The organism is Bacteroides thetaiotaomicron VPI-5482 (genome assembly GCF_000011065.1).
GTDB classification, from domain to species: Bacteria; Bacteroidota; Bacteroidia; order Bacteroidales; family Bacteroidaceae; genus Bacteroides; species Bacteroides thetaiotaomicron.
In genome coordinates this window covers 3,667,092-3,680,965 of record NC_004663.1, presented here as the reverse complement: position 1 = coordinate 3,680,965, position 13,874 = coordinate 3,667,092, and the positions used below count along the sequence as shown (strand labels likewise).

The window sequence follows — 13,874 nt, the reverse complement described above, 5'->3', positions numbered from 1 at the left end:
GATGCAGAATATGAAAACAATAGAGATGAAACGAACTTTGTCAATACTCTGTCTGCTGTCGTTTTCCCTTTTCATGAACGGGCAGCAAGCGACAGGTTATACGAAAACACGTAATTATACGGCAGAGCGAACTTATATGGATGCGAGTAGCCAAACGGGTAGCGGTGCTGCACGAATTGTCAATGATATTGTCTATACCGACGGTTTTGGCCGTAAAGAACAGGAAATACAGATAGGCGGCAGTCCTGGAGGTAATGCGGATTTGGTACTTTCTTATACCTACAATATGATGGGTCAAGTAGAGAAGGAATACCTTCCGTATGCAAAGACCGGCAACAACGGTGCCTTTGATAAGTTTTCCCCGGAGCGTTGGAGTGTCTACGGTACGGGAGAACAGGCATATGCTTATAATCTGACTCAATATGAGGATAGTCCACTGATGCGTGTTTCCCGGAAGATGGGACCGGGCAAGGCGTGGCATACCAGTGATAAGAGTGTCCGTGTGACTTACGGAATGAACAGTACAAATGAGGTAAAGTGCTATAAAGTTTCTTCCAGCGGCTCATTGATCGCTTCAGGATTCTATGGAGCGGGGAAACTGGAAGTCATTGTTGAAACAGACGAAGATGGGCATCGGAGTAAAACCTATACCGACTCTAATGAACGGACTCTTCTGACTGTATCTGTCAACGGTGAAGATAGCTTGGCAACCTACTATGTGTACGATGACCGCAATTGTCTCCGTTATGTACTGCCTCCAGAAGCCAGCCATCAGCTGGCGGAGACCGACACGACGGATATCTCCGTGCTGCATAGCTTAGCATACAGTTATGAATATGATAAACTGAACCGGATGATTTCCAAACGTCTCCCGGGTTGCGCTCCCATTTATATGGTTTATGACCGTCGTGACCGTCTGGTTTTGAGCCAAGACGGCAAACTCCGGACTGCTGATGCAAAAAAATGGAGTTATTTTCTCTATGACTCTCATGATCGTGTAATAGAAAGCGGTGAAATGCTTTTATCGGCAGAGCAAACGTGTGGCGAACTGCAATTGGCCGCTTGGGAAAGCGAGCATTATCTTCCTGCGGGAACTCGCACTCCATTGCAATATACGGTATATGACAATTACAAACCAACGGAGAATGTGACTGCCCATCCGTTTGTAGCAGCCGTTGGCTATGATACGTCGTATACCCTGTATCCTTCGGGGTTGACCACAAGTACGAAAACACGTTTGCTTGGCACAGATGACTGGTTGACAGAGACAATCTACTACGATGATCGTAGCCGTGTCATTCAAACGCTCTGTCATTATCCTGAAAAGGGACTGCGATATAGTCATACAGCTTATGATTTCACGGGTAATGTCTTGAGAAAGCAGGATAACATTGGTACGGATATCCTTGAAACCGTTTATACGTACGATGATCGTGCACGGTTACTAACGAAAGCCAATACTTGGAACGGGCGTTTTACCGATAAAATCACTTATGTATACGATGCATTGGGGCGTCTGACTGGCAGGAATTATGGTGATAAGGTGTCTGAGAGTTTATCCTATAATATCCGTGGCTGGCTGACTGGAATCGAAAGTCAGCACTTTTCTCAAACGTTACACTATGTTGATGGAGTAGGTGTCCCCTGTTATAATGGCAATATCAGTAGTATGACCTGGCATTCGGGAAGTGAGGCCGGATTACGTGGCTATAAGTTTACATATGACGGCTTTTCCCGCTTGAAAGATGCTGTTTATGGTGAAGGAGAACTATTAAGCAATAATACGAACCACTTCACTGAACAGGTAACGGGCTATGACAAGAACGGAAACATCCTCGGTTTACTCCGTTACGGGCAAACCAATACAATGAGCTATGGCTTGATTGATAATTTAAACTTGGTTTACAACGGTAACCAATTGGAGTCTGTCAACGACAATGCTACGGGCCATGTATTCGGTAACGGTATGGAATTCAAGGATGGCGCAAGTAAAGAGATAGAATATGAATACGATGCAAATGGTAATTTGACGAAAGATTTGAATAAAAAGATAGCTGACATTCAATACAATTGTTTAAATTTGCCGGAGAAGGTGCAGTTTGAAGGTGGTAACAGTATTTCTTACCTCTACGCGGCTGATGGAACAAAACTCCGTACTACGTATAAGACAGGAAATGCCACTATCATAACAGACTATTGTGGCAATGCGATCTATGAAAATGGTGTGTTGATAAAGGTGTTGACAGAAGATGGTTACATTACCGTTTCGAATAATCAATTTCATTACTTTATTCAGGATCATCAAGGTAATAATCGTGTGGTTGTCACTCAAAATGGTGTGGTGGAGGAAGTGAATGATTATTATCCATTCGGAGGGTTGCTTTCTTCATCATTGTCTAATAATGTTCAGCCTTATAAGTATAACGGCAAGGAACTGAACAGAGATAATGGTTTGGATTGGTATGATTATGGGGCGAGAATGTATGATGCTTCGTTGGGAAGATGGCATGCAGTAGATCCTTCAGGAGAAAAATATCCTGCTTTGGGGTTATATGCTTACTGTAAAAATAGTCCAATAATACGAATTGACCCTGATGGAAAAGATGATTATGTTGTAAATGCAAATGGAGCAGTTTACTTGATGCGTAAGACTGATAGGATAGTAGATGTTTTATATGCAAGTGGTATTAATTCCTCTCAAAAAGCGACGCAGCCTGATCCAAATTGGAAAAGTATTCGGGTGTTTGATAAATCTATGTTGCAGGGATTAACGGCGAGTAAAGGGGAAAAGGGGAGAGACTATTGGGATCGTAAGCTTTACACTACGACAAACTCGGTATATAATGCTGCTAATGTTTTTTTATTTGTTGCGGATAATACAAGTGTGGAATGGACTCTTAAGGGAGGTTATATGGATGGAAAGAGAACATTTATATTAGGTACAAATAATAATAGGAATAGAGTTTCAAGTATGTATGGATTAACTAAAGTGCAAGAGGCTTTATTTCCTACCTTTATACCAATAATAGATATCCATTCTCATCCTTATAATCCCTTTGCTTCACCTGAGGATATGGATAATGCTAGAATGCTGAGAGATATACGATATGGTATTTATTATAAAGATAATATTATTAATTATACTGATCAAAACAATAGCACATATTCTATTAAAGTTAATTCCATGAATGATTTAATGCGATATATATTTCAACAATTAAGATGATAATGAGAAAAAAAGTGATTATTTCTTTGATATATGTATCAATAGTATTGACTATTCCCCTGGCAGTTGCCTGTCAGGGGTCAAATGACGATAGTATAGATCCTATACTTTTGGAACATGTAAAATCAGTGATAGATTTCTATCCTGATTGTGGGAAGACTTTAAAAGTTTCTCAGTTTGATTCTAGAAAAACTTATGTATATAGTATGTGGCCTAAGCAAAGTGGCTTTTGGTTTGATACTGGTCAAAATGGGGATGAACTTAGGTTAATTTTGCCTACAAATGCTATGAGATATAAAGATAAATATATTCTTTTTTATCTGGAAGGTAAAAAGAGACTAAGTGAAAAGGAAATTAGTAGACTATTAGGCATATCGTCTCAGGATGATATGCCTGATTCTCGCGAAATTGATCAACGGATTTGGATATATGTAAAAGACAAGGAATCGGGTAAATCTGCTTTTGAGCAAATTGAATATGGAACTAAAATTTGGGAATATCCTAATTTACGATATTTTAATGGTGGAGATAAAGATTCCGCTGTAATTGATATTGCAATTTATGATATAAGTGTTCATGGAGAAAAAGGGAAGTCTGAAAAGTTTTCTTCGCCTGATAAGATTTCATTAAATATGTCTGTCTATAATAAATCGGATTCTAGTCTTTTGATAGGATTGAATCCTGATTTATATGGTAGCTTTATAATAAAAAACGGAGAATATTCAATGCCACTTATGGCAGATGTAGAAGTCAATAGGTATTTTGGTGAATTTCATGAATATTCTCCCGGTTTATATTCCATTGCTCCTCATGGAAGAATGAGTTTTTATCTTAGCACTGCACAACAACCTATTAAATTGAAAGATACGTCTCCACATGAATATGTTCACAAATTATATGATTTATTTTACGACTCCATTTGTTATGTGCCTGCACCTACTATTATTCAAATGCCTGATACTATTCAAGGGATTGTTTGGAATAAAGAATTTACAGCATATTTCCCTTTTGGTAGCTGGTATCATTTTTTTGTAAATGACAGTATATACGACATATATCCTAATGGTGAAGTAGCTGGATATGCGATGGATAAGCATCGCTATAAATGGTTTGAAGAATAGTGCGAAGCAACAACTGAAGAAGATTTTTAGTGAGGGTATATTAGATTTTGCAATATTCCTATAAATCTTTAATTTATATCATAAATGAAACCGATAATTAGGATTTTATTAATCGTACTATTATTAGTCCTATATAGTTGTAAAAGTATAGCTTTATATGATACTTCTACTGATTATGACTTTAAATTTGATTTATACAGTCAAGTAAAGATGTATTTTCGTGCGAATTTGAAGTACCCTACTGTGAATGAGCTTTGGGACTATTGTTGGAAAATAACGAATGAAGTTAATGATAACACATTTTTATCATTTGATGACTTTGATAAGGCGGCATATAAAAATGTCTCAGGTCGAGAAGAGCTTTTGCAGCATTTATCTTTATATAAAAAGGAAATTTCGTTCCAATTTAAGAAAGGAGCAATGTTTGTTCTTTGGAAGAATAAAAAATGGTTTAAAATTGAGTTTGATTTAGGTGAAATGATAGCTGATAATGGTTATAAGTTTGTTTACTTCTATGATATGCAAGGCAATTACAGTCTGGATTTTGACTATGAAGAAGATTTTCAAAAAATAAGAAAGGAAGTACGTGATAAATGCGTACCAGATACTACATTGTGGAGTGAATTTCACACGTGTCTCCTGAGATTTGATAGAATTAAAGGATATCAGCTATATTATCCCTCGAAAAATAAGATTAAGGAAAATATTTACCTTAAAGAACTAGGATGTGCTTTGGATAATTTTCTTTTAAACCGAAATCTGCAAATGATTCAATTTGTTACTAATTTGCCTCAATCGTATTTGTATAAGTAAAGTTTATGCAGTTTCTGTTTGCCCTGATATGGATTGGCTAAATAAAGTTAACCATATTAGGGCATTTCAGTTAATTCTACTAGTGCTGTCTTTCATTTTAATAACAACTATATTGAACCTTGATATTGTCTTCTTTGTCAGTTTTAGTATTCTTTCCTTTAAAGAAAAAAACAGTAATTGATTGATATCAAGATAAAACTATGGAAATAACAGGATCGTAGTGAATGAACATGAACTGACCAAAAAGTTAGCTTATGATAGAATAACCCAAATGTTTTCATCTGTTTTTAAGGACTTCCACCCATAATTCTCCTCTTTTTCTTTCTTTTTTCTCGCAGGAAAGAATATATTTGTATCCTAGTTTAAACGAAAACCAGTGTATGATATGATAACAACCCAGTTACTTCGTCCCGAGAGTATAGTTGTAGTAGGGGCTTCGAATAATGTACATAAGCCGGGTGGCGCTATATTGAAGAATCTGATAAACGGAGGTTATCAGGGAGAACTCCGGGCTGTGAACCCGAAAGAGACAGAAGTGCAGGGAGTTCCTGCCTTTGCAGATGTAAAAGAATTGCCTGATACCGATCTGGCTGTGTTGGCTGTTCCGGCTGTGATGTGTCCGGATATAGTAGAGACACTGGCAAGCGAGAAGCAGACGCGGGCGTTTATCATACTCTCTGCCGGATTTGGTGAAGAGACACACGAAGGAGCACTGCTGGAAGAACGTATACTGGAAAGTGTCAACAAATATGGTGCTTCACTGATTGGTCCGAACTGTATCGGACTGATGAATATATGGCATCATAGCGTCTTCAGCCAGCCTATTCCGAACTTGAACTCAAAAGGAGTCGATCTGATCTCCAGTTCCGGTGCTACGGCAGTCTTTATTCTTGAAAGTGCGGTGACAAAAGGATTGCAGTTCAATTCTGTTTGGTCGGTAGGAAATGCCAAGCAGATTGGTGTGGAAGATGTGCTGCAATTTATGGACGAGAACTTTGATCTGGAGAAAGATTCCCGTATCAAGCTACTCTATATTGAAAGTATTCACAACCCGGACAGATTGCTCTTCCATGCCTCTTCATTAATAAGAAAAGGCTGTAAGATTGCGGCGATAAAAGCAGGAAGTTCGGAAAGCGGAAGTCGGGCAGCTTCTTCACATACAGGAGCGATTGCCAGTTCCGATTCGGCTGTAGAGGCGCTGTTCCGTAAAGCCGGGATTGTGCGTTGCTTTTCGCGCGAAGAGCTGACTACCGTTGGTTGTATCTTCACCCTCCCCGAACTGAAAGGGAAAAACTTTGCTATTATTACTCATGCCGGAGGTCCGGGAGTAATGCTGACGGATGCTTTGAGCAAAGGCGGACTGAATGTCCCTAAGTTGGAAGGTGAACTGGCGGAAGAACTGAAAGCCCAACTCTTCCCCGGAGCTTCCGTAGGAAATCCGATTGACATCCTTGCCACCGGTACACCTGATCATTTGCGTATCTGCATCGATTATTGCGAAGAAAAATTAGATAATATAGATGCTATTCTGGCTATCTTCGGCACACCCGGACTGGTGACCATGTTTGAAATGTACGATGTTCTTCATGAAAAGATGCAGACTTGTCACAAGCCTATATTCCCTGTTCTTCCCTCCATCAATACAGCAGGAGCGGAAGTGGCGGCATTCCTTGCCAAAGGACACGTGAACTTTTCCGACGAAGTGACTTTGGGAACTGCACTGTCTCGCATTGTCAACGCCCCGAAACCGGCGGTGCCTGAGATTGAACTGTTCGGAGTCGATGTACCGAGAATCCGTCGTATCATTGATTCCATCCCGGAGAATGGATATATCGAACCTCATTATGTGCAGGCATTGCTGCACGCAGCCGGTATTTCATTGGTCGATGAATATGTTTCCAATAAAAAGGAGGAAGTCGTGGATTTTGCCCGTCGATGTGGATTCCCGGTAGTAGCCAAAGTAGTAGGTCCTGTGCATAAATCGGATGTCGGTGGTGTAGTACTGAACATTAAAGGGGAACAGCATCTGGCACTTGAATTTGACCGTATGATGCAGATTCCCGATGCAAAAGCGATCATGGTTCAACCTATGCTCAAAGGCACAGAACTTTTTATTGGTGCAAAATATGAAGAAAAGTTCGGGCACGTGGTACTCTGCGGTTTGGGCGGCATTTTTGTGGAAGTCCTGAAAGATGTATCTTCCGGCTTGGCACCCCTTTCTTATGAGGAGGCTTATTCAATGATTCGCTCCTTACGCGCCTATAAAATTATCCAGGGAACCCGTGGACAAAAGGGAGTAAACGAGGATAAATTTGCTGAAATTATCGTTCGTTTGTCTACCTTGCTCCGGTTTGCAACAGAAATCAAAGAAATGGACATAAACCCGCTCCTGGCCACTGAGAAGGCGGTTATAGCGGTGGATGCGCGTATCCGAATAGAAAAATAGGACTATTTTTCTATTCATTGGGACATATTTTCTATTATTCAGTTGTTATTTTGTCTACATTTGATTAGTTGAATAAAGGAGCCTTATAAAACTGAATATATGAAAAAAAATATTATAACGTTTGTTGCCTTAATAATTGGTCTTATTTGCCGTGCACAGACCGTAGATGAGAATTATTATTTTAAGAGTCTTAGTAGCCAGAATGGATTGTCGCAAAATACAGTAAGTGCTATCTTGCAGGATTCGAAAGGCTTTATGTGGTTTGGTACAAAAGATGGATTGGACAGATATGATGGTGTATCGTTCCGGCATTTTAAATATGATAGAACCAATCCGCGAAGTCTCGGTAATAATTTTGTGACTTCTCTTTATGAAGATGTTGAGGGAAATATATGGATAGGGACAGACGTAGGAGTATATATCTACTATCCTGAAAAAGATACTTTTCGTCATTTTGTAGAATTAAGTGATAGAAATACAAGGATAGAACGCGCTGTTGCCATGATTTCAGGGGACAGGCAAGGACGTATCTGGATAGCTTCGGAGGCGCAAAATCTATTTTGTTATGACTTAAAAGAACAAAGTTTGCGGAACTATATTTTGACAGAACATTCATTGGTCTCTACTAACGTGAAATGTTTGACAGTTGATAATAGCGGTACTATATGGATTGGATTCTACGGAGATGGACTATTTTATTCGAAAGATAATTTGAAAACTCTTCACCCCTATCTGTCACCTGTTGATAATGAAGAAACTTATAATGATGATGTTGTTAGTAAAATAGTATTAGGGGCATACAATTGTTTATATATCAGTTCCTTAAAAGGAGGGGTGAAAGAACTGAATTTGACTTCGGGCAAATTGAGGGACCTGTTGCTGAAAGACGAGAATAATGAGGCTATTTATTGTCGGACTCTACTTGTCTATACTGATAATGAGTTGTGGATAGGGACGGAATCAGGTGTTTATATTTATAATCTTCGTACGGAAAAGTATACGCATTTGCGTAGTTCCGAATATGATCCTTATTCTTTATCAGACAATGCTATTTATTCGTTTTGTAAGGACCGTGAAGATGGGATATGGATTGGTTCATATTTTGGAGGAGTAAATTACTATCCTCGTTCGTATACTTATTTTGAGAAGTATTATCCGAAAGGAATAGAAAATAGTCTGCATGGTAAGCGGGTACGTGAATTTTGTCGGGATAGTCAAGGTATATTATGGATTGGTACTGAGGATGGTGGATTAAATCGTTTCAATCTGAAAACGAAAGACTTTTCTTTTTTTGCTCCTAGTGCAGGATTTACGAATATACATGGGCTTTGTTTAGTGGATGATAAACTTTGGGTAGGTACATTCTCTAAGGGGCTAAAGGTGATAGATACCCGTTCAGGTGTTGTTTTAAAAACATATCAAAAAAATGATTCTCCCCGTTCTTTGATTGATAATAGCATTTTTGCAATCTGTAAAACAGCTACAGGTGATATTTATTTGGGAACTATGTTTGGGTTGGTACGATACAATAAGCAATCGGATGACTTTGATCGCATACCGGAACTAAACGGGAAATTTATATATGATATAAAAGAAGATTCTGCCGGTAATATCTGGTTGGCAACTTATGCTAACGGAGTATATTGTTATAATGTGAACGATCGGAAATGGAAGAACTATGTGCATGATGATAAAGATAATACAAGTCTTCCATATAATAAAGTATCGAGTGTTTTTGAAGATTCCCATCGTCAAATCTGGTTGACGACTCAAGGGGGAGGATTCTGTATATTTCATCCGGAGTCGGAGACTTTTACGAGTTATAACTCTACTAATGGATTGCCTAGTGATGTTGTTTATCAGATTGTAGAAGATAAAGAAGGGCAGCTATGGCTGACAACCAATAATGGTCTGGTTTGTTTCCAGCCAAATACTGAGGCTATGAAAGTGTATACTACTGCGAATGGTTTGTTGGGAGATCAGTTCAACTATCGCTCTAGTTTTGAAGATGAGAATGGAATGATTTACTTTGGGGGGATTGACGGTTTTATCGCTTTTAATCCTAAAGATTTCTCAGAGAATAAGAATCTTCCTACAGTAGTAATAACTGATTTTCTGTTGTTTAATAAGGAAGTGTATGCAGATGAACCAAATTCTCCTTTGGAAAAGAGTATAACTTTCTCTGATAAGATAGTACTTCGGGCTGATCAGAACTCCTTCTCTTTTCGTATTTCAGCTCTAGGTTATCAAGCTCCGAGAATGAATAAATTGAAGTATAAATTAGAAGGATTTGACGATGAGTGGCTATCTGTAGGCGAAAGCCCGCTGATAACTTATTCTAATCTACGTTATGGTCATTATATATTTCGGGTAAAGGCCGCCAATAGCAATGGTGTATGGAATAGTAATGAAATCTCGTTAAGTATCCAGATTCTACCTCCTTTTTATCTTTCTGTTTGGGCTTATTGCATTTATGTACTTTTGATTATTGGATGTTCTGTCTATTTGGTTCTTTATTTTAAGCGTCGCACCAATAGAAAGCATCGTCGTCAAATGGAGAAATTTGAGCAGGAAAAGGAACGGGAAGTGTATAATGCCAAAATAGATTTTTTCACTAATGTAGCACACGAGATACGTACTCCTTTGACGTTGATTAATGGTCCGTTGGAAAATATTCTTTTGAAAAAGTCAGTGGACTCGGAGACGCGTGAAGACTTGAATATAATGAAGCAGAACACAGAACGGCTACTAAGTCTGACGAACCAATTGTTGGATTTTCGCAAGACGGAGAGTCAGGGTTTCCGATTGAACTTTGCTGAATGTAATATTACGGAGGTATTGAAAGAAACTCATAAACGTTTTACTTCTTTGGCGAAGCAAAGAGAATTGGATTTCATTCTAAATGTACCGGTACAGGATTTCTATGCTCATGTAAATAAGGAGGCATTTACTAAAATTGTTAGTAATCTGCTGAATAATGCTGTGAAATATGCAGAAACGTATGTGCATGTGTACTTGGAAATAAATGGGACGGGAGAAAATAAGATGTTTTATATTCGTTCTGTGAATGACGGAGTTATTATCCCGAATGAAATGAAGGAAGAGATTTTTAAACCTTTTGTTCGCTTCAATGAGAAGGAAGATGGTAAAGTTACTACCGGAACGGGAATTGGATTGGCTCTTTCGCGTTCATTGGCTGAATTGCATCGGGGAAACTTGACGATGTTGGAAAGTGAAGAAGCCAACGTTTTTTGTTTGTCGCTGCCTGTAGAACAGGATAGTGTGATAAAACTAGCTTCAGAACATAAATCTGTGGAAGAGAGTAAAACGGTAGAACGTCGGATAGAACAGGGGGAAAGTAAGACAAATAGGCCTGTAATACTGGTAGCGGATGATAATCAGGATATGCTGTCTTTTGTTGTTCGTCAATTGGAAGATAATTACATCGTTTTGACTGCAAAAGATGGATTGGAAGCATTGGAAGTGCTGGATAATCAGGAAGTCACATTGGTGGTAAGTGATGTTGTAATGCCTCGTATGGATGGATTTGAGTTGTGCAAGGTGGTTAAGTCTAAACTGGATTATAGTCATATTCCGGTGATTCTGCTTACTGCTAAAACAAATATTCAATCTAAGATAGAGGGATTGGAATTAGGGGCGGATGCGTATATTGAAAAACCTTTCTCTGTTGAATATCTACAGGCTTGCATCGCCAATCTGATTAATAGTCGTGAGAAACTGCGTCAGGCTTTTGCACAATCGCCTTTTGTTGCGGCCAATACGATGGCTTTGACAAAAGCTGATGAAGAATTTATGAAAAAACTAAATGAAATCATTCAGGGTAACTTTCATAATCCTGATTTTAGTATGGATGATATAGTCGATTCATTGAATATGAGTCGCTCTAATTTTTATCGGAAAATAAAAGGAGTACTTGATCTGAGCCCGAATGAATACTTGCGGCTGGAAAGGTTGAAACGAGCTGCCCAATTATTGAAAGAGGGGAATGGGCGTGTGAATGAGATTTGTTATATGGTAGGTTTTAACTCGCCTTCCTATTTTTCTAAATGTTTCCAGAAACAGTTTGGAGTATTGCCGAAAGACTTTGCCGGTTAGATAGTATCTCGTACATGCAGGATCTATATCCCCGTTGCATTGCGCATATATACACAATGTACAGGGCATATAGATCCTGCATATTGCATATATATAGCTTATCTGCCTCTTTTTTATTGCAATATTTTATGTGCTTTTATGTGGTATATGAAACAATTATCTCATTCCTGTTTCATTTGGTATAGATTTGCTATTCTTTCTTCTATTTGAGACATTATTGCGATTTATTGGGATATTTATATTACCCAAAAACTATCTCATCCGCTAATTTTGTCTGCGTCAATCAGTCGAAACAATAATCTAATTATATATGATCAAACATTTAACACTTTTGGGTACAGCTCTTTTATTCTCTTCTCAAATTTTATTGGCGCAGTGGAAACCTGCGGGAGATAAAATCAGAACTTTTTGGGCAGAAAAGGTCGATGTGAATAATGTATTGCCGGAATATCCGCGTCCTATTATGGAACGTTCGGATTGGCAGAATCTGAATGGGCTATGGAACTATGCCGTATTACCTTTAGGACAATCTGCTCCGACTACGTTTGATGGAAAGATATTAGTTCCTTTTGCTATTGAATCAAGTCTTTCCGGTGTAGGAAAAACTTTGGGGATGGAAAAAGAATTATGGTACCAACGTGCATTTAATATTCCTTCCAGTTGGAGAGGCAAGAGAGTATTGCTCCATTTTGGCGCAGTAGATTGGAAAACTGAAGTGTGGGTAAACAATATAAAAGTAGGTGAACATACCGGTGGTTTTACTCCGTTTACTTTTGATGTGACTGAAGCTTTGGAGAAATCAACGAATACCCTGACTGTTAAAGTCTGGGACCCTACAGATAAAGGATTTCAACCTCGGGGAAAGCAAGTTAGTAACCCTCGTGGCATTTGGTATACTCCGGTAAGCGGTATATGGCAGACTGTGTGGCTGGAACCGGTGTCCGAGCATTATATTGCAGGTATAAAGACAACTCCCGACATAGATACAAATAAAATAAAGGTAAAAGTTGAAACGGATAGCAATAGACAGTCGGATAGGCTGGAGGTAAAAGTGTTTGATGGAAAGCATCTGGTGGCTATGGGAACCTCTATAAATGGTTTGCCGGTTGAGATTCCCATGCCTGCTGATGCAAAGCTCTGGTCGCCGGATAGTCCTTTCCTGTATCAGATGGAAGTATCTTTGATTTCTGCGGGGAAACTGGTGGATCAGATAAAAAGCTATGTTGCTATGCGCAAGTATTCGATAAAAAGAGATGAACATGGTATTGTGCGTTTACAGTTGAATAATAAAGACTTGTTCCAGTTTGGTCCTTTAGATCAGGGATGGTGGCCGGACGGATTATATACGGCTCCTACAGATGAAGCTCTACGCTATGACATTGAGAAAACTAAGGATTTTGGTTTCAACATGATTCGTAAACATATCAAAGTAGAACCTGCACGTTGGTATACTTACTGTGACCAGATAGGGCTTATCGTATGGCAGGATATGCCTAGTGGAGATAAAAGCCCGGAGTGGCAAAACCGAAAATATTTTGAGGGAACGGAGTTGACTCGTTCTGCTGAATCGGAAGAGACGTATCGTAAAGAATGGAAGGAAGTGATTGATTGTCTTTATTCTTATCCTTGTATTGGTACTTGGGTACCATTCAATGAAGCATGGGGACAATTCAAGACACAGGAAATTGCCGAATGGACAAAGCAATATGACCCTTCCCGATTGGTAAATCCGGCAAGTGGAGGGAATCATTATACATGTGGTGATATGCTTGATTTACATCACTATCCGGGACCGGAGATGTTTCTGTATGATGCGCAAAGGGCTACAGTTTTAGGCGAATACGGAGGTATCGGACTGGTGTTGAAAGATCATCTCTGGGAGCCGAATCGTAATTGGGGATATATCCAGTTCAATACTTCCGCAGAAGCTACAGCAGAATATCTGAAATATGCCGGAATACTGAAAGATATGATTTCCCGTGGATTTTCTGCAGCTGTCTATACACAAACTACTGATGTTGAAGTCGAAGTAAATGGTTTAATGACTTATGACCGTAAAGTGATAAAACTCGATGAGTCAAAATTGAAGAAGATGAACACAGAGATTTGCAATTCTTTAAAATAACAACTAAATAGCAAAACTATATATTAT

Annotated in this window: 6 protein-coding genes; all 6 read left to right on the top strand. The window is 38.9% G+C overall.

From position 1 onward, the window contains the following. Positions 1–10: 10 nt before the first annotated feature. The 6 genes from BT_RS14835 to BT_RS14810 all read left to right on the top strand — a co-directional run bounded on the left by BT_RS14835 (position 11) and on the right by BT_RS14810 (position 13,847). A complete protein-coding gene (locus BT_RS14835) occupies positions 11–3,226 on the top strand; it encodes a JAB-like toxin 1 domain-containing protein (RefSeq protein WP_162303086.1) in 3,216 nt (1,071 codons plus the stop codon). Positions 3,227–3,228: 2 nt separating this feature from the next. Then, positions 3,229–4,347, top strand: coding sequence for a hypothetical protein (locus BT_RS14830; protein WP_011108534.1), 1,119 nt, complete (start codon positions 3,229–3,231; stop codon positions 4,345–4,347). Positions 4,348–4,431: 84 nt separating this feature from the next. After that, on the top strand, positions 4,432–5,160 hold the full coding sequence (locus BT_RS24690; protein ID WP_225011830.1) for a hypothetical protein: 729 nt from the start codon (positions 4,432–4,434) through the stop codon (positions 5,158–5,160). A 385-nt stretch (positions 5,161–5,545) separates the two neighbouring features. Next, entirely contained in the window at positions 5,546–7,606 is a 2,061-nt protein-coding gene (locus BT_RS14820; RefSeq protein WP_011108532.1) for an acetate--CoA ligase family protein, read from the top strand. Between the two features lie 99 nt (positions 7,607–7,705). After that, entirely contained in the window at positions 7,706–11,722 is a 4,017-nt protein-coding gene (locus BT_RS14815; RefSeq protein WP_011108531.1) for a hybrid sensor histidine kinase/response regulator transcription factor, read from the top strand. Positions 11,723–12,032: 310 nt separating this feature from the next. Further along, the gene (locus BT_RS14810) at positions 12,033–13,847 is read left to right on the top strand and encodes a glycoside hydrolase family 2 protein (RefSeq protein ID WP_008767207.1); all 1,815 of its coding nucleotides are present in this window, start codon (positions 12,033–12,035) and stop codon (positions 13,845–13,847) included. Positions 13,848–13,874: the final 27 nt, after the last annotated feature.